The organism is Georgenia alba, assembly GCF_042665525.1.
GTDB classification, from domain to species: domain Bacteria; phylum Actinomycetota; class Actinomycetes; order Actinomycetales; family Actinomycetaceae; genus Allobogoriella; species Allobogoriella alba.
Genome location: NZ_JBHTCQ010000001.1, coordinates 1,361,669 through 1,383,682, shown reverse-complemented (window position 1 = coordinate 1,383,682; position 22,014 = coordinate 1,361,669). Strand labels below are relative to the sequence as shown.

The window sequence follows — 22,014 nt, the reverse complement described above, 5'->3', positions numbered from 1 at the left end:
TGGTGCTGACGGATGGATCGGGACGGGCTCGGTGCGGCGGTCAGCCCTTGACGGCGCCGGTGAGCATGCCCTTGGCGAAGTGGCGTTGCAGGAACGGGTAGATGACGAGCAGCGGGATGACGGAGACCACGAGGATCGCCATCTGGATGGAGGTCTGCGGTGGCATGGCGTCCGCCGCGGCACCGAGATCCTGGGCCCCGAGCTGGTTCCCGTCGACGACGTACGTGCGCAGCACGAGCTGCAGCGGCCACTTGCTCGCGTCGGAGATGTACAGGAGCGCGTTGAAGAAGGCGTTCCAGTAGCCGACTCCGTAGAACAGCCCGACGACGGCCAGGACGGGGCGGGACAGCGGCAGCCCGATCCGGGTGAAGAGCTGCCACTCGGACGCGCCGTCCATGCGGGCGCTGTCGATGAGCTCGCCGGGCAGCCGCACGAAGAAGGCCCGCACCACGATGACGTTGAAGGCCGAGACCGAGGTCGGGATGATCAGCGCCCACAGGCTGTCCAGCAGCCCGAGCCGCTGCACCACGAGGTAGCTCGGGATGATCCCCGGGCTGAACAGCAGGCTGACCAGGACCAGGATCAGCAGCGGACGGTTGCCGAAGGTGCCCCGCCGGCTCAACGCCCAGCCGAGCGTGGCCGTGAGGGTCAGGCTGAGCACGGTGCCGACACCGGTCACGAACGTGCTGACGAGGATCGCCTGCGTGACGACGCCTCCGGCGAAGATCATGCGGTACGCCGTCAGGTCGACGTCCACCGGCAGCAGGACGAAGCCGCCCGCGTCGACGACGCGCTCGGGGCTGGCGAGGCTCGTCGAGACGACTCCGAGGAAGGGGAGGACGACGAGCGCGCAGGCGATGGTCAGGAAGACGCCCTTGGTGACCCGCTCGACGGGTCCCGGCATGGGCACGCCGTCGATCACGGGTCGCCTGCGACGCCGGGGGCGAACGTGGGGCTCTCGGGTCACGCTCACGCGCGGTACACCCCCTCCTCACCGAAGGCGTGCGCCGCCTTGTTCGCGACGAGCACCAGCACCAGCCCGACCGCACCCTTGGCCAGACCGACCGCGGCCGCCACACCCCAGTAACCACCGACCACGCCGTTGTTGTAGACGTAGGTGTCGAGCACCTGCGCCACGCCGAGCCCGACCGCGTCCTGCTGGAGCAGGAGCTGCTCGAATCCGACGGTCAGGGAGTCGCCGAGCTTGAGGATGAAGAGCAGGATGATGATCGGCCGCAGCCCCGGCAGCGTGATGTGCCACGTCTGCCGCCACCGGGTCGCGCCGTCGACCGCCGAGGCCTCGTACAAGGACTTGTCGATGCCGGCCAGGACGGCGAGGAAGAGGATGGTGGCCCAGCCGGTGTCCTTCCAGATGACCTGGGAGGTGATGAGGGCGAAGAAGGCGTCCGAGTTGCCGATGATGTCGATGGGCTCCCACCCGCGTGCGCGCAGGAAGTTGTTGACCAGTCCGGCCCCGCCGAGCACCTGCTGGAAGACCGCCACGACGATCACCCAGGACAGGAAGTGCGGCAGGTAGAGGATCGACTGGACGGTCTGCCGGACCCGGTTCGAGACGAGGCTGTTCAGGACCAGCGCGAGGATGATCGGCGCCGGGAAGACGAAGACGGTCTGCAGGGCCGTGATGATGAGCGTGTTGCGCAGCGCGCGGAGGAACTCCGGGTCACCGTCGACGAGGATCTCGAAGTTCTCCAGGCCCACCCACAGGCTGCGTTCGACGCCGAGGTACGGCTGGTAGTCCTGGAACGCGATGACGTTGCCGGCGAGTGCCACGTACTGGAAGGTGACGATGACCGCCATCCCGGGCAGCGCCAGCAGCAGGACTGTCCGGTCCCGCGCCAGCCGGCGCCACCAGGGCAGTTGCCGGCGCGGCGGTGCGGGTTGCGCTCCGCTCTCGCGCGTGGTGCCCCCGGAGGAGGTCCGACGATCTCTGCGGAGACCGACGACGGTCACCTCTCCCCACCGCCGACGACGCCGACGCGGATGGGAGAACCTCTTCGTTCCACAGGTGCTCCATCGCAGAGTGATCGATCACTTTCAGCGCTCACGGTAGGGAGTGATCGATCACCTTGCAAGGCTCGTCAGGACCGCACCGGTACGCTAGGGTGATCGATCACTTTCCGGTGCGAGCGGGCAGGGGGCGCTCGCACGGCGGAGGTGTCCGGTCCCGACCGACGATGGACGAAGGATGACGGACGAGAACCCGAGGGCCGGCCGCCGCGCGACGATCTGGGAGGTCGCGAAGGCCGCCGGCGTCTCGCACCAGACGGTCTCCCGCTACCTGCGCCACGACCCGAAGATGCGCTCGGAGACGGTGACGCGGATCAGCAGGGCCGTGGAGCAGCTCGACTACCGGCCGAACCTCACCGCCCGGTCCATGCGGACCCGGAGGAGTGGGCGGATCGCCGTCTTCCTGCCGCCCGTGACCCATCCCGGCCTGGCGCGGATCCTCAGCGGCGCCGTCGACGCCGCCCACGAGGCCGGGTACGCCCTGGAGGTGCTCAGCGTCGAGGGGACGCCGGACGAGCGGTTCGAACGGGTGCTGCAGACGGCCGACTCCGGCCAGGTCGACGGCGTCCTGACCCTGGCTCCGATCCCGCCGGAGAGCGGGCACGGGTCCCCGGGGCGGGCCGCCATCGTCGTCGCAGAGGACTACGACGAGCGCAGCCGTGGGATCGGTGAGCTCGCGGACGGGTCCCCCGCCGCCGAGCTGGTCGAGGGTCTCGCCGACCTCGGGCACCGACGATTCCTGCACATCACCGGACCGCTCGACTTCGCCTCCGCCCGTGCACGCCGGGACGTCTTCGTCGAGACCGTCGAGCGCCTGGGCCTCGGTCCGGCCCGGCTGCACGAGGGAAGGTGGGCGGCCGAGGCCGGGCGCGAGGCCGTGCTGGCTCTCCCGGAGGAGGACCGCCCGACGGCGATCATCGCCGGCAGCGACCTCGTCGCCGGTGGCGTCATCGAGGCCGCCCGGGAGCGTGGCTGGGAGATCCCGCGAGACCTGAGCGTCACCGGCTGGGACAACCTCGGCCTCGGCGCCTATCTGCAGCCGACCCTCACCACCGTCGACGTCGACCACATGCAGCTCGGCCACGCCGCCATGTCACGCCTCATCGCGACGCTCGGGGCCACCGCTCCCCCGCCCGTCGAGGGCTCCGTGCACACCGTGATCTGGCGTGGCTCGACGGGCCCGGCGACGCCGCGCTGACAGACTCGCCGGCCGCGGCGCTCAGCGGGGCCGGACGGACCGACGGATCCCGGGCAGCAGCGCGGCACCAGAGCGGGCGCGCCAGGCTCCCCACCACACGCCGGCGCCGTACGCCAGATCGTCCAGACGGCGGGCGACGGCGAAGCGGACCGGGTCCATCGGGGGCCGCAGTCGCAGGTACTCCCAGGCGGCGTCCGCGACCGCGGCCACGGCCGCGACCCGGCGCGCGCGCCGGGAGGCCAGGCACGCCGCCGCGCAGGCCGGCCACGAGTGCCGCAGGACGAGCGCGAACCCCTGGTTGACCGCCGAGACCAGGCCGTAGCCGGTGAGCCGGCCCGCGAGCCGGTAGGGCCGGTTCGTGCCCGCCCGCCGTGCGATGTCCACCGCGGTCCAGCCCGCGAGCGCCCCCGCTACCGGCAGCGACCAGCGCCGTTGCGCCGCGAGCGCCACGAGCACGCCGGCGGCCCACGGGGACAGCAGCGCCGGGACGGCCAGGCCCGGGTGCCGCGCGGCCAGCGGGGCGGCACCGGTGCCGTAGGTCGCCTTGCGGACCAGCCAGGACCGGAGGGAGTCGCGGTGCTCGTGCTCGACGACGGCGCGCGGCTCGTACCGCACCCGCCATCCCTCCCCCACCAGGCGCCAGACCAGGTCCACGTCCTCCGCCACCCGCATCCCGGCGCCGAAGCCCGGCCCCAGCGCGGCCACCCGCGCGAGCAGGCACGTGGTCGACACCCACGCCATCGGCGAGTGCGGGCGCACGGCTGCGGCGTCGCGGCCGTGGTCGAGCGAGGAGCGGGCGTTCTCGTAGCGCAGCACCCAGCTGTCGTCCGGTCCGACGATCCCGACCACCCGGGGCGCGACGGCGGCCACCACCGGGTCGGCGAGGTGGCGCAGCAGGAGCGGGACGGCGCCCGGCCGGAGCACCACGTCGGTGTCCACGAAGAGCACGAACGGCGTCCGCACGACGGCGAGGCCGGCGTTGCGGGCGTCCGCGGGGCCACGGTTGTGCGGCAGGCGCAGGACGTCCGCGCGATGGCGCCGTGCGGCCGCGGCGACGCCGGCCGCGTCCCGGGAGCCGTCGTCGACCACGACGACGCGCACCTCGCCGAGATGCGTGCGGACGCTGGCCAGCAGCCGGTCGAGCTGCGGGGCGCGGTCCAGGGTCGGCACGACGACGGTGACGTCGCCGAGGTCGGCCTCCGGCAGGGTCGCCGGGTCCGGGTCGGCCAGGCCCGCCTCGAGCAGGTAGTCGGCGAGCGACCGGCTCGCGGCGTCCGTCACCCGTAGGCGGCGGCCGCGGATCCGGGCGGCGGCCGCGCTCCGCAGCCGGGCCACGCGGGCCGGCGTCCCGCCGACCAGGACGCGTCCGCCGTCGGTGACGTGCGTGTGGCGGCCCAGGACGAGCTCCGCACCGTCGGGCAGGCCGGCCATCAGGTGGCCTGCCGCGTCGGGGACCAGCGGCGCCAGGCCCGCTCGACCATGCCCTCCAGCAGGCGGGCACCCTCCTCCGCGCTCGCGCCGCTCGGGTCCCCGAGCACCCCGTTGGGCGCGACGGCGGCGACGCCGCCGCGCCGCAGCTCGGGCATCAGCGTCGCGAGGTCGGCACGGTTGCCCGGTACCGAGGCGTCGAGGCGGACGCGGTCGGGCGCGAGGTGCAGCATGAGCGAGGTCTCCGTGCGGCCGGCGTGCGCGTCCCCTCCGCCGTCGTGCTCGCAGGGGATCCAGGTGACGTCGCGTCCCTCGGCGACCAGTCGCGACACCACGCTCGCCAGCGCCTCGACGTTGCCGCCGTGCCCGTTGACGAGCACCAGCCGCGCGGCCCAGCCGCACACCGAGCGCCCGTACTCGACCAGGACATGTTCGAGCGCCTCCCGGCCGATCGAGACCGTCCCGGGGAAGGCCTCGTGCTCGCCGCTGGAACCGTAGGCGATCGGCGGCGCGACGACGACGTCGATCCCCGTCGCGCCCGCCCGCTTCGCCAGCGCCGTGGCGACGGCCTCGGCGACGACGGTGTCCGTGTCCAGCGGAAGGTGCGGGCCGTGCTGCTCGGTGGAACCCACCGGCAGCAGCACCACCGGCGCGCCGACGTTGGGCGAGACCCGGTCGACGAGCCGCTCGGACACCTAGCGCCTCGCGCCGATCGCACTCGTGGTGCCGGTCGCGGCCTCGGCGCCTCGCTCGTCGTCGCCGAGTCCTTTGTCGTCGCCGAGGCGTAGGAAGAAGCCGTCCGGCGCGTACAGGTCGTCGGCGTTCAGCTCGTGCACCGAGCTCTTGCCGAGCCCGAGCACGGCCGAGTCGAGGCCGCCGCGGAGGATGTCGAGCACGTTCTCCACCCCGCCCTGCCCGTTCGCGGCGAGACCCCACAGGTAGGCGCGCCCGATCATCACCGCACGCGCGCCGAGGGAGAGCGCCTTGGCGACGTCGCTGCCGCGCCGCACACCGCCGTCGAGCAGCACCTCGACGTGGTCGCCGACGGCCTCCGCGATGCCGGGGAGCACCCGGATGGTGGCGGGTGTGGAGTCGAGGTTGTTGCCGCCGTGGTTCGACACCGAGATGGCGGTGGCGCCGACGTCCACGGCGCGGCGGGCGTCGTCGATGCGGGTGATGCCCTTGAGCATGAACGGGCCGCCCCACTGCTCGCGCAGCCACGCCACGTCCTCCCAGCTGGGTGGCGGAGTGCCCATCCACTCGCCGTATGCGCCGAAGAACGTCGGGGCCTTGCCGCCCGGAGGCTCGAGGTTCGGGGTGGTCAGGTCGGGGACGGCTCCGGTCCGGAGGAAGTCCAGCAGCCACGCGGGCCTGGGCAGCACCTGCGGGGCGAGCCTGACCGCGGTCTTGAGGTCGATCCGCTCCGGGATCCACGGGCTCCCCCAGTCCCGCCCGTTCGAGAAGGACCAGTCGAGCGTGGCGATGAGGCCCTTGGCCCCCGCGGCCCGGGCGCGGTCCATGCGCCGGACCATGTCCTCGCGTGAGCCGGTCCAGTACACCTGGAAGAGGGTGTCGGGGTTCGCCTCGGCGACCTCCTCGACCGGCTTCGAGGCGAAGGAGCTCAGGCCCATGATCGTGCCGCGGGCGGCCGCCGCCCTGGCCACCGCCACCTCGCCGTCCGGGTGGACGGCCTGCACGCCGGTCGGCGAGATCAGCACCGGGAAGGAGACCGGGATCCCCATGACCGTGGTGGAGAGGTCACGCTCGGCGTGGTGGCCCGCCACGTGGGGGGCGAACGCGATCTGCGAGAACGCGTCCGTGTTCTGCCTGACGGTGATGCCGCGCTCGCTCCCGGCGACCAGAGCGCCGTACACCGACCGCGGGAGCCGACGCCGGGCACGTCGCTGCGCCTCCGCGACGGTCTCGAACCATCCGTTGCCCATGTCTCACTGTCCCTTCCGGGGCGTCGTCGACCCGTGAGAGCCATCGTAATGGCACTGGGTGCCACTGGCGAGGGAGGTTTCCGCCGGGCGGACTCCGCCCGCGCCACACCGCAGATCCGGACCCCCATGACGGCCGGCAGCCGCTAGGTTCTGTCCTGTTCTGTCCCGCCGGAGGGACCGACGCGCCGCAGCGTCGTCCACGCAAGGAGGCCGCGATGCCATCGACCATCTCCCTCGGTGCCCGCCGAGGCGCCCGTCTCGCCGTGGCGGCACTGCTGACTGCCGCGCTCGCGCTCGCCGGCCAGCCGGCGGCGTCCTCGGCGCGGAGCGGCGGCGACGACATCGGCACGGGCTACATGGGTGCGGGGTCCGAGGCCGCCCGGGAGCGGACCGCCACGACGGCGCAACCACTGGCGCTGCCGGCCGGTCCCCGCGGCATCGACGTCTCGCACTGGCAGGGCACTATCAACTGGGCGTCCGTCCGCAACGCCGGCATCCAGTTCGCCTGGATCAAGGCGACCGAGGCGCACAGCTGGCGAGACCCGCAGTTCGACCGGAACTACACGCGTGCGTACCAGCGCGGCGTGATCCGCGGGGCGTACCACTTCGCCCGGCCCGACGTCTCCGGCGGGCGCGTCCAGGCGAACTTCTTCGTCAACAACGGCGGGGCGTGGTCGCGCGACAACCGCACGCTCCCCGGGGTGCTGGACATCGAGGCGAACCCCTCGAACCCGGACCGTCCCTGCTACCGCATGAGTCCGTCTCAGCTGCGCAGCTGGATCCTGGGCTTCTACAACCGGTACAAGGAGCGGACCGGACGCGACGTCGTCATCTACACCTCGCGCTCGTTCTGGAACCGGTGCACGGACAACTGGGGCGGGATGGCCAACCGGAGCCCGCTCTGGGTCGCCCACTGGACCTCCGCGTCCAGGCCCACCCTTCCCTCGGGCTTCACCGTGTGGACGACATGGCAGTACACCTCGACCGGCTCCGTGGCGGGGATCTCCGGGAACGTGGACCGGAACGTCTTCAACGGCTCCCGGACGCGGCTGCTGGCGCTGGCGAACAACACCCGGTGACTGCGACCGCCGCGTCCCTGGCGACGGATGGTGTGCGGCGATCGCCGCTCAGCCGCCTCGGGGGTCGAATCCCGCCAGCGGGCTCTCCTGGCACGCCGAGACCGGCGGCGCGGAGACGTCCTCACGACGGCGCCCGATGGTGACCGGGACCGGCCCTCGGCTTCGGGGCCGGGGCGGGCTCGTGCGGTGCGAGTGGTCCCCGGACGGCTTGGGCAGGGCGGCGCCGCCGCGCGCCCGGAGCGCCTCCTCGCCGAAACCGCGCACGCACTCGGGGTCCGGCCCGTCCAGCGGCAGGCCGGTGAAGAACTTCGCCGCCATGCAGCCGCCCTTGCAGCTGTCGAAGAACTGGCAGGACGTGCAGGCGCCGCCCGCCTGCGGGCTGCGGAGCCGGGCGAACAGCTCCGAGTCGCGCCACACGCCGGCAAACCCGCCGGGCTCGCGCACGTTGCCCGCGAGGAACTCGTCGTGGATGGCGAACGGGCAGGCGTAGACGTCACCGACCGGGTCGATGAGGCACACGACGCGGCCGGCCCCGCACAGGTTCAGCCCCGGGAGCGACTCCCCGTAGGCGGAGAGATGGAAGAACGAGTCGCCGGTGAGGACGCCGTCGCCGTGCGCGACGAGCCAGTCGTAGAGCTCGCGCTGCTGCTCGCGGGTGGGGTGCAGCTGGTCCCACACGTCCACGGCGCGGCCGGACGGGCGCAGGCGCGTCAGGCGCAGCTGTGCGCCGTACCGGTCCGCGAGCGCCTTGAACTCGTCCAGCTGAGGGATGTTCTGGCGGGTGCAGACCACCGAGATCTTGAAGTTCTTCATGCCCGCCGCGGACAGGTTCTCCATGGCCCGGATGGCCATGTCGTAGGACTTCCCGCCGCGGATGGCGTCGTTGACCTCCGCCGTCGCGCCGTCGAGGGAGATCTGGACGTCGACGTAGTCGTTCGCGGCGAGCCGCGCGGCGATCTCGGGCGTGATCTTCACGCCGTTCGTGGAGAACTTCACCCCGACGTGGTGCGCGGTGGCGTAGTCGACGAGGTCCCAGAAGTCGCTGCGCACGGTCGGCTCGCCACCGCCGATGTTGACGTAGAAGACCTGCATCCGCTCGAGCTCGTCGATGATGGCCCGGCACTCCGCGGTGGACAGCTCACGCGGGTCGCGCCGGCCGGACGCGGACAGGCAGTGGATGCACGAGAGGTTGCAGGCGTAGGTCAGCTCCCAGGTCAGGCAGATGGGGGCGTCCAGGCCGTACTCGAAGTGGTCGACCAGCCTCGTCGGCCTCGGTCGCGCTGTCTCCAGCACGCTCATCCGTCGGCTCCTCCCGTTCACCACGTCGTGACCTCGGCCACACTAATGGCACTGGGTGCCGAATGCTAGGGCCGGGCAAGCCCTTGCTACGTTCGGCGCCGTGAGCGTTCCGGGGGGATCACAGGTGGGGCCGGGCCGTGGTCGCAGGCCGGTCGTGGTGGTGGCGGCGGTCGTGGCGGTGGTGGTCGTCGTCGCCGTCGTCCTGACGGTCCTGCTCCCTGACACCTATCGGGGCGTCGCGGATCTGGCGGACCGCGTGGCCACGCACGGGGACGCCCGACGCGGACTGGTCGCCGTCGACCTGGCGGCCGTGCGGGAGGACCTCGGCGTGCCGGAGGACGTGGACCTCTTCGGGCCGCTACCGGCCGACGACGACGACGCCTGGCGGGCGTACTTCAGCTCGGTGGCCGTGGCGATCCCGCACGTTCCGCAGATCGCCCCGGACGACGTCGATCCGGCGATCGAGGCCATCGATCTGGGTGCGGTCATGGCCGCCGCGACGACGACGAGGTTTATCCCTGGGTCGTTGACGGTCCTGCGCACGGAGCAGCCGTTCGAAGAGATCGCCGCCGGGTTCACCGACGGCGACTACGAGCGCGCCGGCGACACGTTGAGCTACGTCGGGGACGGCCGGATCGGGCTGCACGCCTCCTACTCGCACCTTGCCTACCGCGACGGCCTGCTCGCGCTGACCTCCGACCCCGAGGCGGACGTCTCTCGGGTGCAGGACGCGGTGGGGCAGGGCGGGAAGGGCGGTGAGCTGGTCGAGCTTGCCGCCGAGCAGCTGGAAGAGACCGCCGCGGCGTATGTCGAGGCCGAACCTGGCGGCGGCCCGCCTGGTTGCGTGGACAGCCTCGTGGTCGGCGACTCGTTCACCGGCACGGCGCAGGTGACGTTCATCGGTGCGGGCGTGCAGCCCGCCCTGGACCAGCGGCCCGGGATCGCGGAGGCGTTCGACGTCGGCGAGCCGCAGGTCGACGGAGACCGGACGGTGGTCGAGCTGACCGAGAGCCAGCCGGGTACCGGCCTGCTGGCGCAGTGGTTCGAGCTGACGAACGTGTGGTCGTGCGAGTGAGCGGGTGACCGCTCGCAAGCACCTCGACTTCCTTTCTGTGCCACGGAAGGCGACCCCCGCCGTCGTGCCGAAACATGCTGACATCGGCGCCATGGACGACTTCAACGGCAAGGTCGCCGTCGTCACCGGTGGCTCGAGCGGCATCGGCCGCGGGATCGCGCTCGCACTCGCCCGGGCCGGCGCGACGGTCGTGGTCACCGGCCGCAGCGAGGAGCACCTGCGGGAGACCGAGACGGAGCTGGCCGCGCACGGCCTGGGCGTCGAGGGCCGGCGGGTCGACGTCACGGACCTGGACGCCATGCGCGACCTCGCCGACGAGGTCGAGGCCCGGCACGGCCGCGTCGACGTGCTGGTCAACAACGCGGGGATCGGGCTGACCGGGCCGGTGGTCGACGCGACGCCGAGCGACTGGGACTGGGTCATCGACGTGAACATCCGCGGCGTCGGCCACGGGATCCAGGCGTTCCTGCCCAAGATCCGCGCCCACGGCGAGGGCGGGCACATCGTCAACACCTCCTCCATGGGTGGCCTCATGCCGATCGTCGCCGGCCTGTACTCCATGACGAAGGCCGCCGTCATCGCACTCTCCGAGGCGCTGCACATCGAGCTGCGCGGCGAGGGCATCGGCGTCTCCGCCTACTGCCCCGGCCCGACCCACAGCAACATCGCGATGGGCACCGCCGACCGTCCGGCCAGGTACGCCGACTCCGGCTACCGGCCGCCGGACCCGGCGTGGGCTGAGCGGGCCAAGCAGCAGCCGTACATGTCCGCCGAGGAGGCGGGTGAGCGCGTGCTGCAGGGCGTGCGGAGGGGCGACCTGTTCATCCTCACCCACCCGGAGTTCAAGGACGGGCTGATCGAGCGCCACCGGACGATCGAGGACGCGTTCCCCGACGAGCCCCTCGACGAGGTGCGCAGGGCAGCGATCCCGTTCCTGCTGACCTCGCCCGTCTACGCGGCGGAGAACCGGCTGCCGGCGCCGACGCCACCGGTCACCGATCCCGCGTAGTCCCTGATCTCAGGCTCATCCGCGCATGAAGCGGGCCACCAACTCGCCGACGAGCACCGCCGTCGCCGCGGGCCCACGACTGGGCACGGTGGGCAGGATCGAGGTGTCCGCCACCCGCAGGCCGCTCACCCCGTGCACGCGTCCGTACTGGTCGACGACGGCGCCCAGGTCGTCGGCCGGCCCCATCCGTGCGCTGCCACACAGGTGGATCGCGGTCCCGAGGTGACCCAGCATCCACGCGTCCAGCGCGGCGTCGTCCGCGAGCGTGGCGTCGTCGAGCTCGGTGAGGCCCCCGAAGAGTCGCTCGAACGCCCGCGAGCGCAGCACGGCGACGGCGGTGCGGAGCCCGTAGCGCATCCGCTCCCGGTCGGCCGGCTCGGCGAGGTGGTGGTAGTCGATCCGGGGGTGGACCGCCGGGTCGGCGGAGACGAGCGTGATCCGGCCGCGGGAGACGGGCGCCTGCAGCCCGACGAGCAGCATGAGGTCACGGGCGTGCGCGGCCTGCCGGGCGAGGCGTCGGAACGACACCCCGCGCAGCGCGCCCACCAACCGGGCGGGATGGCTCAGCCCGGCCCGGAGCCCGGCGCGAACCGTGCTCAGCCTGCCGGCCCCCTCGCCGGTGAGCAGCATCGACAGCGGCCGGACGCACAGCAGGATCTCCAGGTCACCCTGCGGCGGGCCGTCGGGCGAGGAGAGGTTCAGGGCCGTGACGAAGGACTCCGGACGACGGGCGACGACGTCCCGGCGGCTGCGCCAGCCGACGGTCAGGTCCGGGTGGTCGCTGAAGTCCCGCCCCACACCGGCCACGTCCGCCACCACGGGGACACCGTGCGCGGCCAGCTCCGCGGCCGGCCCGACGCCGGAGCGCAGCAGCAGGTGCGGGCTGCCGATCGCGCCGGCGGCGAGCACCACCTGCCCGGCGGTGATCGCCTCGGTACCCGCGTCGGTGGCGACCTCGACGCCCACGGCGCGTGCGCCGTCGAACCGTATCCGGAGCACCAAGGCGTGGCCGCGGACCTCGAGGTTCGGACGGTGCCGGACCGGGTTGACGTACTGCATCCCGGTGCTGCGCCGGACGCCGGCGACGACGTTGAGCGGGATCGGCCCGACGCCGGGCGGACCCGGGGCGTTCTTGTCCGGCTCCGCGGGGAACCCGAGCTCGTGCGCGGCGGCGGTGAACGCCCGGGCCGCGGGGTTGCGCTGCGGGGCGCGGCGCACCGGCATGGGGCCGGCGCCGCCGTGGACCTCCGTGCCTCTGTGGTCCAGGTCGTGCTCGAGGTCGCGCAGGGCGGGCAGCACCCGCTCGTAGGCCCACTCGGGATTTCCGGCCGCGGCCCAGGCGTCGAAGTCCTCGGGTCGGGCGCGGACGAAGTACCCGCCGTTGATCGCGCTGGACCCGCCCAGCACGCGACCTCGGGCGATCGTGTACGGCAGGTCGGGCGTGAGGTGCCCGAGGTAGGACCAGTTGAGCGGGTGCCCGGGGACCGAGGCACGGAGCGTCGCACCGTCGCGGACCTCCTCCGGGAACGCGTCGTCGGTGGCCGGGACCGGCCCGGCCTCGAGCAGCAGGACGCGCACCCCCGGGTCCTCGCTGAGCCGGGCCGCGACCGCGGAGCCGGCCGAGCCGGAGCCGACCACGACGACGTCGTAGGTCATCGACGGCCGGCCCGTCCGCCGTCGTGTGTGTCGGTGTCGGTGGAGGTGCCGGTGTCGGTGTCGGTGTCGGTGTCGGTGAGGACCTCGCGCAGCTCCGCGAAGCCGGCGTCGATGAGCTCGGTGAGCGACTCGCCGTCGTGCTCGAGCCACTGGTCGTAGGCGGCGAGGCTGACGCCGAGACAGGCCCAGCCGACGGTCTGGGCGCGCAGCGAGTCCGCCGCGACACCGAGGCGTTCCGCGACGAACTCTGCGATCACCTGGCGCCAGGACGCGTACCGCAGGGCCGAGTGCGCGACGAGGGTCGGGGTGCGCAGCAGGACCTCCATGCGGCGACGGTGCAGCGGCACCTCGTCCGGGGAGAAGGTGTTGAACTCGACGACCGCGTCTCGAAGGGCGTCGAAGACCGGTACCTGCGCCGGGACGGCCGCCAGGTGGAGGCGCATGCTGACGAGCAGCACGTCGAAATCACCCCACGGCAGGTCGTTCTTGGAGGCGAAGTACCGGAAGAACGTGCGGCGGCCGATGCCGGCTGCGGCTGCGATGTCGTCCACCGTCACCGCGTCGAATCCGTGGTCGATGAACAGGTCCAGACCCACCCGACCGAGCTCGGCGGCGCTGGTCGAGCGCGCCCGCCCGCGGGCGCGTTCGCTGGCGTCCCGGGTCACCAGTGACCCCTTTCGATCGGCACTCGGTGCCATTAGCATGGTCGGCATCGCCGCGGACCGCCAGGGGCCGCGCGCACCGCGCAGGAGGAGAGCCAATGACGGCTGAGCCGACCACCACGCAGCACGAGACCGCGCCGCAGACGGACGAGTCCCCCGTCGAGGCCGACGCACTGGTCGAAGAGGTCTCGATCGACGGCATGTGCGGGGTCTACTGATCGCGCCCGCGCCCGCCTTGTTCGACCCGGACCGACCCTGGGAGCTGCATCCGCAGGTCGCCGTGCGTCCCGAGCCGTTCGGGGCGCTGCTGTACCACTTCGGCACCCGCAAGCTCTCCTTCCTCAAGGACCGGACGCTGCTCGAGGTCGTGCGCTCGCTCGGCGCCCAGCCCAGCGTCCGTGCCGCGGTCGAGGCGGCGGGCGTGGCGCCCGAGGCCACCGCGACCTACATCCGGGCCGTGAGCACGCTCGCCGCGTCGCAGATGGTCGTCGAGCGGGACGACGTCGAAACAGCCGCGGGGCAGCGGTGCAGGAAGGTGCGTGAGGGCCTGAGACCAGCGGTCCTCAACCCGGCGCCGAGTCGTCGATCGCGTGCCGAGTCATCGGTACGCGTGCCCGCGCTACGCGGTATGAGTCGCACCGAGCGGTGACGATGCGTGCTATAAGGCGCCGGCGTGCCTCGCGCAATGCTCTTCCGGGCGGCTGCCTCGGCGGCCTCCCGGGCCGCCGCCTCGTGCGGCGCCCTGAGGTGACGCTCTGTCCCCAGCAGCGGTGGTCCGCGGCGCCGGTGTCAGACCCCTCCTCTAGTTTGGACACATGTTCGAGGAGCTCGAGGAGTGGCTCGCCGGGAACGCCGGCGCTGGGCGTGCGGCGACCGCGACGGTGCCGCACGGGTCAGACACTCGTGCCTCGGCATCCCCCACCTCGGATGACGCCCGCCCCGCCGATGCCCGGGCGTCCCACTCCGACCCCGGCGCGAGTCCAGCTCCCGCCGCCCCACTGTTCTCCCGGTTCGGCCTGACCGACGAGGCGGCGTGCCGCCTCGAGTCGCTGCGTGGCGGGGACCGGCTGGCGGAGGAGCTGTTCGGGCTGGAGCCGGCCGAGCTGAGTGACGCGGCCCTGCTGGAGGCGGTCGCCGGGTTCGAGCGGTTGACCTCGGCCGCGGTGGCGGGCCGGTCCCGATGCCTGAGCGAGCTGCTGGCCCGCCGAGGGACGAGCTCGCGCGCGGCCGACGGCGTGGTGGACGAGGTCCGCGCCCGGCTGGGGCAGACCGGCGTGGCCGCCCAGGCCACGGTCGGCCTCGCGATCCAGCTCGAGGCCTACCCGGAGGTCGCCGACGCGCTGGCAGCCGGAGAGGTGGATGCACGCAAGGCGGCCGTGCTGGTGGACCGTCAGTCCGGCGTGTCCGAGAGCGACCACCGAGCCCTCACGAAAGAGCTGCTCCCGCAGGCGAGCACGCGGACGACCACCTGGCTCCGGGACCGGATCCGTTCACACGCCCTGGCCACCGACCCGGAGGCGGGCCGGTTGCGCCGCGAGCAGGAGCACTCCCGGCGCTGCGTGAGCGTCGAGGCGCTTCCGGACGCGATGGCACGGGTGTCCGCATACCTTCGCGGTGACGACGCCCAGCGGGTCAAGGCGAGCCTGGACTCGCTCGCGGACGCCGCGCGCACCGACGGGGACGACCGGAACGTGGACCAACGGCGCGCCGACGTGTTCGTCGACGTGCTCACCGGCGCCGTCGCCGCTGGACCTGCCGAGCCGGCCGCGCGCATCAAGGAGGAGCCCGCGTCTGGCGGACTCGCCACCGAACGGCCGGGCAGGTCACGGACTCAGCTCCACGTCACGGTCGGCGCGGGAACGCTGCTCGGCCTGGACGAGGAGCCCGCGGTGCTGGCCGGCCACGGCCCGATCCCAGCCGAGCTGGCCCGCGAGCTCGCGGCCGACGCGACCTGGCGGGGCCTGTTCACCGACGCCGCCGGTCAGTTCGCCGCACTCGGCACGAGGGCGTACCGCCCCGGCGTGGTGCTCGAGCGGACGGTGAAGGCCCGACACGTGCGGTGCACCTTTCCGGGCTGCCGCCAGCCGGCCAGGTACACGGACCTCGATCACATCACCGCATACGACCATGCCCGCGCACGGGACGAGCGAACCGCCCCGCAGACGACAGAGGCGAACCTGCACCCGCTGTGCCGGCGGCACCACAACCTCAAGACCTCCGGACGCTGGGCGGCCCGCCGGGAGGGCGGGGCGCTGCGCTGGCGCGCACCCACCGGTCACACCTACCGGTACGAACCCCAGCCGCCGCCCGGTGCTCGACCGCCGGGGTCGCCACCGCACGGCGACGACCCCGGCAGGCCACCACCGTTCTGACGGAAATGGCCCGTGCCGGTCATGAGCCCGGCTTGCCGCCGGGCGCCAACCCGGCCTGCTGCCGGGAGCTAGCCCGACTTACGGCGGAACTCGCGCTTGACCCCGACCGGGCCGTGCGGCGTCACACCCACACCCCGGCCGTCCTCGGGATTCAGCTCGGGACCACGCGCGCGTGCCTGCTTCTTCTCGAGGGCCTCGCGGAACTTGGCCTTGACCTCGTCGCTGGCCGAGCCCGCCTTCGGGTCCTTCTTCTGTGCCTTCTTTCGACCAGTCATGCTCGTCAACCTAGGTCACCAGGGTCGGCACGGCCAGACCATTTTCGGCACACGACTCAGCGGCTGGACGCGGCGGACGCCTGCCGGGCTCCGAACGCCTCTCCTGGCTCGAGAGGGAAGTGGCAGGCGGCCTGCTGACCGCGGCCGAGGTCCACCAGCCTCGGCTCGACCTCGGCGCAGACGTCCTGCGCCAGCGGGCACCGCGTCCGGAAGCGGCAGCCGCTCGGCGGGTCCAGCGGCGAGGGCGGCTCGCCGGGGAGCGGCACGGGCCGGCGCGCCAGCCCCGTCTCGATGTCCAGCACCGGGATCGAGTCGAGCAACGCCCAGGTGTACGGATGACGCGGCGCCTCGTAGAGCACGTCCACCGGCCCGATCTCGGCCAGCTGTCCCAGGTGCATGACGGCGACCCGGTCGCTCACCTGCTTGACCGTCGCCAGGTCGTGCGAGATGAACACGTAGGACAGCCCCAGGTCGGCACGCAGCTCCTCGAAGAGGTTGAGCACCTGGGCCTGGATGAGCACGTCGAGGGAGCTCACGGCTTCGTCGCAGATGATCAGTGCGGGGTTCAGCGCGATGGCCCGTGCGATCGCCACCCGCTGGGCCTGCCCGCCCGAGAGCTCCATCGGGCGACGGTTCCGGTACAGCTCCGGCTTCAGCCCCACCCGGTCCAGCAGCTCGTCCACCCGGGCCCGGCGCTCGTCCCGGTCCATCCTCGTATGGCCCAGCAGCGGCTCCGCCACCACGTCCCCGACCCGCCACCGCGGGTTCAGCGAGCCGAACGGATCCTGGTACACCATCTGCATGTCGGCGCGGGCCTTCTTCAGCTCCCGCCTGGGGAGCCCCACCAGGTCGCGCCCCTGGAACATCACGGCACCGGACCGCGGCGCCTCGGCCTGGATGATGGCGCGCGCCAGCGTCGACTTCCCGGACCCGGTCTCACCCACGATCCCCAGCGTCTCCCCCGGCATGAGGTCGAACGACACGTCGGTCACCGCGTGCACGACACCCGTCTTCACGCCACCGGGCCCGCGCGTCTCGTACTCCTGGACCAGGTTCCGCACGGACAGCAAGGGCTGCTTCTGGGACTCGGCCACCCCGTTCGAGGCCACGACGTGCTCGGCGGCGGTCACGTCAGCTCCTTCCCACCGGTGTCCCCGTTCGGCGAGGCGGCCGCGGGGACGGCTCCGCCGCCTGGCCCGGCCACGGCATGGCCCGACGCCTCCGCGCGACCCGACGTCTCCGCCGCCCCCGGCCCCACGCCCGGCGGCCCCTCCACCGGGTGCCAGCACGCGTAGAGATGCCCCGGCTCGTGCTCCTCGAGCGGCGGCATCTCCACCCGGCATCGCTCCGTCGCCCGAGGGCACCGCGGTGCGAACGGGCACCCGTCGGGCAACGACGCCAGATCCGGAGGATGCCCGCCGACCACGGTCAGCCGGGCGTGACTCGGCGTCGTCAGCTGCGGGATCGCCCCGAGAAGCGCGTGCGTGTACGGCATCCGGACGTTGCTGAACAGCGTCCGGGTCTCGGCATGCTCCACGGCTCTGCCCGCGTACATCACGAGCACCTCGTGCGCGTAGCACGCGGCCAGGCCCAGGTCGTGGCTGATCATGACCACCGCGGCACCGAGCCGCTCCTGCAGGTCCACCAGGAGCTCCATGATCTGCGCCTGCGTGGTCACGTCCAGGGCCGTCGTCGCCTCGTCCGCGATCAGCACCTTGGGGTCCGCGGCGAGCGCGATCGCGATCATCACCCGTTGACGCATGCCGCCCGACAGCTGGTGCGGGTACTCCTTGATGCGTCGCTCCGGCGCGGGCAGCCGCACCAGCGTGAGCAGCTCCACCGCCCGCTCGATCGCCACCTTCTTCGGCACCCGGTCGTGCATCCGCACGGCCTCGGCGATCTGCGCGCCGATGCTCATCGTGGGGTTCAGCGACCGGGCCGGATCCTGGAACACCATCGCGATGTCGTTCCCCCGGATGCCGCGCAGGCTCCGCTCGTCCAGCCCCACCAGCTCCGTCTCACCCAGTCGGGCCGACCCGGTGATCTCGGCGCTGGGCGGCAGCAGGCCCGTCAGGGCGCGCACGCTGACCGACTTCCCGGATCCCGACTCCCCGATGATGGCCAACGTCCTGCCCGGCATCAGCTCGTAGCTCAGGCCATTGACGGCGTGGATCGTCCGTCCCCCGGTCGAGAACCGCACCCGCAGGTCCTCGACCCGCAGGACGGGGCGCGAGCCGGTCGCGGTCGGCCCGTTGTGCTCGGCGGTCAGCGGTGTCGTCATCGGCTGGAGGCCTCGCTTCGCAGGTTCTCGCCCAGCAGGTTGAAGGACAGCACCGTGACCAGGAGCGCGAGCGTCGGCCACAGCACCAGGAGCGGCGCCGCCGACAGCGACTGCTGGGCGTCGTAGATCATGTTTCCCCAGCTCGGCCGGGGCTGCGGGATCCCCAGCCCGAGGAAGCTCAAGGCCCCCTCGGCCACGATCACCAGCCCCATCCCGAGCATCGCGTAGGTGGTCAGCTGCGGCGCGATGTTCGGGATGACGTGCCGGAGCAGGATGCGCCAACCCGGGCTGCCGCTGAGCTCGGCAGCCTGCAGGAACGGCATGCTCATCACGTGCAGGGTGGCGCCCCGCGCGATGCGCGAGACGGCGGGTATGGAGAAGGCGGTCAGGGCGAGGATCGTGCTCGAGATGCTCGCGCCGAGCACCTGGGCGAGAACGATGAGGATCACCAGCGACGGGAAGGCGATGAGCACGTCCAGCACGCGCATGATGATGGAGTCGGCCCGCCCGCCCAGATAGCCCGACAGTGCGCCCACGACGCCGCCGACCAGCAGCCCGACGGCGTTCACCACGATGGCGACCACCAGGGACGAGCGGCCGCCGTGCAACAGCCGGGAGAGCACGTCGTTGCCGTTGACGTCCGTGCCGAGCAGGTGCCCCGGGCTCCCGGGCGGCAGCGCGGACTCCAGGACGTCGCCACCGACCGGCCGCGGGATCGGCAGCACGGCTGGCCCGGCGAAGCACGCGACGAACAGCAGCGCCACCATCCCGGCGGGGATCCAGATGAGCAGCCGCCGCCGCAGCCGCGAGCGCTTGACTCGTGCGTCCGGCGCGACCGGCGCGACGCCGGCCGTCGTCTCCGGTGCCGAGGTGTCAGTGGCTGCCATAGCGGATCCTCGGGTCGAGCACGGCGTACATCACGTCGACGAACAGGTTCGCGAACACGGCCACCGCGGCGAAGATGAACACGCATGCCTGCACCACGGGCGTGTCGAGCGAGCCGACGGCCTGCAGCATGAGCATCCCCATGCCCGGCATCGCGTAGATCTGCTCGATGATGACGGTGCCGCCGATCAGCCCACCGACGTTCAGCCCGACGAGCGTGAGCAGGCCGTAGGAGCTGTTGCGGAAGGCGTGCAGCCACAGCACCCGCCACGGTCCGGCCCCCTTGGCCCGTGCGGTGTCCACGTAGTCCGCCGAGTTCAGCTGGTCCACGAGGTCGCCGCGCAGGAACCGGGCGTAGAAGCAGGCGATCGGGATGCCGATGGCGAGCACCGGCAGAGTGACCGATCTGAGGTTCGGGATCACACCCTCGGACAGCGGCACGTAGCCGATGGCGGGCAGCATCTGCAGCAGCACGGCGAACACCAGCACCAGCAGGATCGCCATGACGAAGTTCGGCACGGCGAGGAACGTCACCGACATCACCATGACGACCCGGTCCACGATCCCGCCCGGCCGGCGGGCCGCGGCCAGCGCGACCGGCAGCGAGACGACGAACGACACCAGGAACGCCAGGATGACGACCTCGAGCGTGACCGGCAGCCGCTCCGCCAGGAGCTGGCCCACGGACTGCTCGCTGACGATCGACCGCCCGAGGTCACCGGTGACGAAGCCGGCGAGCCAGGTCACATACCTCTCCGGGGCCGGGCGGTCCAGGCCCATGGTCCGGCGGACCGCCTCCACCTCCGCCTCGGTGGCGTCCATCCCGGCCATGTTGCGCGCCGGGTCCCCGGGCATCGCCTCCATGAGCACGAACGTCAGGATGCTGACGGCGAGCAGCAGCGGGACGGCGACCAGCACCCTCCGGGCGATGAGCCGCACGAGGGGCGAGCTGGTCAACCGGGCCCGCTGCGGCCGCGCCCCGGCCGGTGCCGCTACGTCAGTAGCCGCCACTACTCGTGCCCTCCTCCATCCACACCCGGTCGTACAGCACGCCCTCGTTCACCACGAGCGACGGGATCGGGTCGTCCAGGCCGGGCCCGTGGATACCCGTCCGGATCACCTGCGCCGGGGAGAACGCCGGCCCGAAGGGTCCGTACGCCTCGTCGGAGATCAGCCGCGCCGCCTCCTCGTAGGCCGCCTCACGCTCGGCCAGGTCCACGGTGCCCGCGGCCCGCTCCAGGATGTCGTCCAGCTCGGTCGACAAGCCCTGGTCGAGCGCCTCCTGGGCGGTGGACGCCCCCTCGGGCAGCGGCGTCCCGCTGAACGGCGACGTCGACCCGAACCGCACGCCGACGCCGATGCCGACGGCGGGGTCCCACGCCCCGGCGGTCTGCAGGATGGCCTCCCACTCCCCGGCCGTGAAGTCCGTGATGACGTCGTTCAGCGGCTTCGCGTCGAGGCTGACCTCCATCCCGGCCTCCTGCCACTGCGTCTGCAGAGCCGTCGCAACCTGTCGCGCGATACCCGTGTCGGTGGTCTTGAACGTCACCTCGATGCCGCCGAGCTCGTCGACGATCCGCCGTGCCTCCTCGAGGTCGTACTCGCGGTACCCCTCCACCTCCGGGATGTGGATGAGGTCTCCGGAGGCGGTGAACGACTGGCTCGGCTCCCCGCGGCCGCCCAGCAGGCCCTCGTTGATGGCCCCCCAGTTGGTCGCGTAGTACGCCGCCTCACGCGCCCGGATGTCGTCGAACGGCGGCCGGCGGGTGTTGAGCTGGATCACGTACGGGGAGGACGGGCTGCCGTAGTGGACCTCCACCTGGTCGTTGTTCTCCGCCTCCTGCAGCAGCGTGGTGTTGCTGAGCCCCTCGATGACGTCACCCTGCCCGGCCAGCAGCGTGTTCCAGACGTTCTGGTCACCGGTGACCGACTGGAAGGTGAGGGCGTCGAGGTACGGCAGGCCATCCTTGAAGTAGTTCTCGTTCCGCTCCAGCTGGAGCCGGTCACTGGGGCGGTTGTCCCTGATGACGAACGGTCCGGCGCCCACCGGAGTCTCCCGGAACGCCTCGCCGCCCATCTCGGCGTAGGCGCTGGGCGAGGCCATGAGGTTGAGGTTCGAGGCCGGCATGCCGTTGACGAGTGCCCCGTTCGGCACCGCCAGGTGCATCTCGACCGTGCGCTCGTCCACCGCACGGATCGCGCCGAGCTGAGCCATGATCGCGTCCCGGTCCACGTCCTCGGGCAGCGCCGCGAACAGGTCGTCCACCCACGCCTGGTCCAGTTCCGGCGGCTCCATCTCGAGGTCGAGGGCCAGGCCGGTCGGCGCCCCTGTGCTGCCGGAGTTGATCTGCCGGATCCAGTTCCACACCACGGCGTTCGCGTCCAGCGGGGTGCCGTCGGTGAACTCGATGCCCTCACGGAGGGTGACGGTGAGGGTGAGCCCGTCGTCGGACCATTCGTAGCTCTCCGCCTGGTTCGGGACGATCTCCCCACCGCCCTCGCCGTCCGGCTCCAGCGTGAACAGTCCGCCGAAGATCGCGCTGTTCTGCGCCATGTTGGCACCGACCGTGTTGCTGGTCGCCGGGTCCAGGCCCGTTGACCACCCGCCCGCGAAACCGGCCTCGAGCAGCACGGTGATCTCACCGCCGGACACCGGCTCGCCGGCGTCACCGCCGCCACCGCCCTGCCCGCCCCCACCGGCGCCGCCACCGCCGCCGCCGCTGCAGGCGGCGAGCGCGAGCGCGCATGTCAGAGCGAGCAGCCGTGCCACACCTCGGGGGCGCGAAGTCGTCCTTCTCATGTCATGTTCCCCTTTGAACGATGG

At 72.5% G+C, this 22,014-nt stretch carries 20 protein-coding genes and 1 pseudogene; 7 read left to right on the top strand and 14 right to left on the bottom strand.

What is annotated here, in order from left to right:
- Positions 1–40: 40 nt before the first annotated feature.
- The gene (locus ACFQQL_RS06440; RefSeq protein ID WP_382392427.1) at positions 41–904 is read right to left on the bottom strand and encodes a carbohydrate ABC transporter permease; all 864 of its coding nucleotides are present in this window, start codon (positions 902–904) and stop codon (positions 41–43) included.
- Between the two features lie 65 nt (positions 905–969).
- Positions 970–1,818: an ABC transporter permease gene (locus ACFQQL_RS06435; RefSeq protein WP_465254025.1), complete on the bottom strand. Its 849-nt coding sequence runs from the start codon at positions 1,816–1,818 to the stop codon at positions 970–972.
- A gap of 388 nt (positions 1,819–2,206) precedes the next feature.
- Here ACFQQL_RS06435 and ACFQQL_RS06430 point away from each other — a divergent pair, with 388 nt between their 5' ends.
- The gene (locus ACFQQL_RS06430) at positions 2,207–3,226 is read left to right on the top strand and encodes a LacI family DNA-binding transcriptional regulator (RefSeq protein ID WP_382392423.1); all 1,020 of its coding nucleotides are present in this window, start codon (positions 2,207–2,209) and stop codon (positions 3,224–3,226) included.
- Positions 3,227–3,247: 21 nt separating this feature from the next.
- Here ACFQQL_RS06430 and mftF read toward each other — a convergent pair whose 3' ends face one another.
- The 3 genes from mftF to mftD are packed head-to-tail and all read right to left on the bottom strand — an operon-like array spanning position 3,248 to position 6,597.
- Positions 3,248–4,657, bottom strand: coding sequence for a mycofactocin biosynthesis glycosyltransferase MftF (mftF, locus tag ACFQQL_RS06425; RefSeq protein WP_382392421.1), 1,410 nt, complete (start codon positions 4,655–4,657; stop codon positions 3,248–3,250).
- The gene (gene mftE / locus ACFQQL_RS06420) at positions 4,657–5,349 is read right to left on the bottom strand and encodes a mycofactocin biosynthesis peptidyl-dipeptidase MftE (protein WP_382392419.1); all 693 of its coding nucleotides are present in this window, start codon (positions 5,347–5,349) and stop codon (positions 4,657–4,659) included. Before mftE ends, mftF begins: the two co-directional genes overlap by 1 nt.
- A complete protein-coding gene (gene mftD, locus ACFQQL_RS06415) occupies positions 5,350–6,597 on the bottom strand; it encodes a pre-mycofactocin synthase MftD (RefSeq protein ID WP_382392416.1) in 1,248 nt (415 codons plus the stop codon).
- Positions 6,598–6,812: 215 nt separating this feature from the next.
- Between mftD and ACFQQL_RS06410 the strand changes: the two genes are divergently transcribed.
- Entirely contained in the window at positions 6,813–7,676 is an 864-nt protein-coding gene (locus ACFQQL_RS06410) for a GH25 family lysozyme (RefSeq protein ID WP_382392414.1), read from the top strand.
- A gap of 48 nt (positions 7,677–7,724) precedes the next feature.
- On the opposite strand, the gene mftC is transcribed toward ACFQQL_RS06410, so the two are convergent.
- Entirely contained in the window at positions 7,725–8,975 is a 1,251-nt protein-coding gene (gene mftC, locus ACFQQL_RS06405; protein WP_382392412.1) for a mycofactocin radical SAM maturase, read from the bottom strand.
- 100 nt (positions 8,976–9,075) lie between these two features.
- On the opposite strand from mftC, the gene ACFQQL_RS06400 reads away from it, so the two are divergent.
- Positions 9,076–10,050 (top strand): hypothetical protein, encoded by a 975-nt coding sequence (locus tag ACFQQL_RS06400; RefSeq protein WP_382392410.1) that lies wholly within the window; start codon positions 9,076–9,078, stop codon positions 10,048–10,050.
- Between the two features lie 4 nt (positions 10,051–10,054).
- Positions 10,055–11,059 carry an SDR family NAD(P)-dependent oxidoreductase gene (locus ACFQQL_RS06395; RefSeq protein WP_382392408.1) on the top strand — a complete coding sequence of 335 codons (1,005 nt, stop codon included), beginning with the start codon at positions 10,055–10,057 and terminating at the stop codon, positions 11,057–11,059.
- Between the two features lie 15 nt (positions 11,060–11,074).
- Here ACFQQL_RS06395 and ACFQQL_RS06390 read toward each other — a convergent pair whose 3' ends face one another.
- Together ACFQQL_RS06390 and mftR are read right to left on the bottom strand one after the other, a co-directional pair.
- Positions 11,075–12,715, bottom strand: coding sequence for a GMC family oxidoreductase (locus tag ACFQQL_RS06390; protein WP_382392406.1), 1,641 nt, complete (start codon positions 12,713–12,715; stop codon positions 11,075–11,077).
- Positions 12,712–13,380, bottom strand: coding sequence for a mycofactocin system transcriptional regulator (mftR, locus tag ACFQQL_RS06385; RefSeq protein WP_382392404.1), 669 nt, complete (start codon positions 13,378–13,380; stop codon positions 12,712–12,714). Before mftR ends, ACFQQL_RS06390 begins: the two co-directional genes overlap by 4 nt.
- Before the next feature lie 95 nt (positions 13,381–13,475).
- Here mftR and mftA point away from each other — a divergent pair, with 95 nt between their 5' ends.
- The 3 genes and pseudogenes from mftA to ACFQQL_RS06370 all read left to right on the top strand — a co-directional run bounded on the left by mftA (position 13,476) and on the right by ACFQQL_RS06370 (position 15,749).
- The gene (gene mftA, locus ACFQQL_RS06380) at positions 13,476–13,595 is read left to right on the top strand and encodes a mycofactocin precursor MftA (RefSeq protein WP_382392402.1); all 120 of its coding nucleotides are present in this window, start codon (positions 13,476–13,478) and stop codon (positions 13,593–13,595) included.
- Positions 13,592–13,879 (top strand): annotated as a pseudogene (gene mftB / locus ACFQQL_RS19160) (mycofactocin biosynthesis chaperone MftB); the annotation flags it as partial. The gene mftA and the pseudogene mftB, both read left to right, overlap by 4 nt.
- A gap of 313 nt (positions 13,880–14,192) precedes the next feature.
- Entirely contained in the window at positions 14,193–15,749 is a 1,557-nt protein-coding gene (locus ACFQQL_RS06370; protein WP_382392398.1) for an HNH endonuclease signature motif containing protein, read from the top strand.
- A gap of 68 nt (positions 15,750–15,817) precedes the next feature.
- Here ACFQQL_RS06370 and ACFQQL_RS06365 read toward each other — a convergent pair whose 3' ends face one another.
- Genes ACFQQL_RS06365 through ACFQQL_RS06340 form a run of 6 tightly spaced genes read right to left on the bottom strand, consistent with a single transcriptional unit; the run spans position 15,818 to position 21,990 of the window.
- Positions 15,818–16,024: a DUF5302 domain-containing protein gene (locus tag ACFQQL_RS06365; protein WP_382392396.1), complete on the bottom strand. Its 207-nt coding sequence runs from the start codon at positions 16,022–16,024 to the stop codon at positions 15,818–15,820.
- 56 nt (positions 16,025–16,080) lie between these two features.
- Positions 16,081–17,154 (bottom strand): ABC transporter ATP-binding protein, encoded by a 1,074-nt coding sequence (locus ACFQQL_RS06360; RefSeq protein WP_382392394.1) that lies wholly within the window; start codon positions 17,152–17,154, stop codon positions 16,081–16,083.
- Positions 17,151–18,305, bottom strand: coding sequence for an ABC transporter ATP-binding protein (locus ACFQQL_RS06355; protein ID WP_382392392.1), 1,155 nt, complete (start codon positions 18,303–18,305; stop codon positions 17,151–17,153). Before ACFQQL_RS06355 ends, ACFQQL_RS06360 begins: the two co-directional genes overlap by 4 nt.
- Complete coding sequence (locus tag ACFQQL_RS06350; RefSeq protein WP_382392390.1) at positions 18,302–19,192, bottom strand: ABC transporter permease; 891 nt, start codon at positions 19,190–19,192, stop codon at positions 18,302–18,304. The genes ACFQQL_RS06355 and ACFQQL_RS06350 overlap by 4 nt, the downstream gene beginning before the upstream one ends.
- Positions 19,179–20,147 carry an ABC transporter permease gene (locus tag ACFQQL_RS06345; protein ID WP_382392388.1) on the bottom strand — a complete coding sequence of 323 codons (969 nt, stop codon included), beginning with the start codon at positions 20,145–20,147 and terminating at the stop codon, positions 19,179–19,181. The genes ACFQQL_RS06350 and ACFQQL_RS06345 overlap by 14 nt, the downstream gene beginning before the upstream one ends.
- Positions 20,148–20,187: 40 nt before the next feature.
- Entirely contained in the window at positions 20,188–21,990 is a 1,803-nt protein-coding gene (locus ACFQQL_RS06340) for an ABC transporter substrate-binding protein (protein ID WP_382392386.1), read from the bottom strand.
- Positions 21,991–22,014 lie beyond the last annotated feature (24 nt).

What these genes read in the sequence shown, in the direction of transcription:
- ACFQQL_RS06390 (WP_382392406.1), bottom strand. Translation starts at nt 12,715, where the DNA reads ATGACCTACGACGTCGTCGTGGTCGGCTCCGGCTCGGCCGGCTCCGCG.
- ACFQQL_RS06355 (WP_382392392.1), bottom strand. Translation starts at nt 18,305, where the DNA reads ATGACGACACCGCTGACCGCCGAGCACAACGGGCCGACCGCGACCGGC.
- mftF (WP_382392421.1), bottom strand. Translation starts at nt 4,657, where the DNA reads ATGGCCGGCCTGCCCGACGGTGCGGAGCTCGTCCTGGGCCGCCACACG.
- ACFQQL_RS06410 (WP_382392414.1), top strand. Translation starts at nt 6,813, where the DNA reads ATGCCATCGACCATCTCCCTCGGTGCCCGCCGAGGCGCCCGTCTCGCC.
- ACFQQL_RS06440 (WP_382392427.1), bottom strand. Translation starts at nt 904, where the DNA reads ATGCCGGGACCCGTCGAGCGGGTCACCAAGGGCGTCTTCCTGACCATC.
- mftD (WP_382392416.1), bottom strand. Translation starts at nt 6,597, where the DNA reads ATGGGCAACGGATGGTTCGAGACCGTCGCGGAGGCGCAGCGACGTGCC.
- mftC (WP_382392412.1), bottom strand. Translation starts at nt 8,975, where the DNA reads ATGAGCGTGCTGGAGACAGCGCGACCGAGGCCGACGAGGCTGGTCGAC.
- ACFQQL_RS06430 (WP_382392423.1), top strand. Translation starts at nt 2,207, where the DNA reads ATGACGGACGAGAACCCGAGGGCCGGCCGCCGCGCGACGATCTGGGAG.
- mftA (WP_382392402.1), top strand. Translation starts at nt 13,476, where the DNA reads ATGACGGCTGAGCCGACCACCACGCAGCACGAGACCGCGCCGCAGACG.
- ACFQQL_RS06340 (WP_382392386.1), bottom strand. Translation starts at nt 21,990, where the DNA reads ATGAGAAGGACGACTTCGCGCCCCCGAGGTGTGGCACGGCTGCTCGCT.
- ACFQQL_RS06365 (WP_382392396.1), bottom strand. Translation starts at nt 16,024, where the DNA reads ATGACTGGTCGAAAGAAGGCACAGAAGAAGGACCCGAAGGCGGGCTCG.
- ACFQQL_RS06370 (WP_382392398.1), top strand. Translation starts at nt 14,193, where the DNA reads ATGTTCGAGGAGCTCGAGGAGTGGCTCGCCGGGAACGCCGGCGCTGGG.
- ACFQQL_RS06435 (WP_465254025.1), bottom strand. Translation starts at nt 1,818, where the DNA reads ATGGCGGTCATCGTCACCTTCCAGTACGTGGCACTCGCCGGCAACGTC.
- ACFQQL_RS06350 (WP_382392390.1), bottom strand. Translation starts at nt 19,192, where the DNA reads ATGGCAGCCACTGACACCTCGGCACCGGAGACGACGGCCGGCGTCGCG.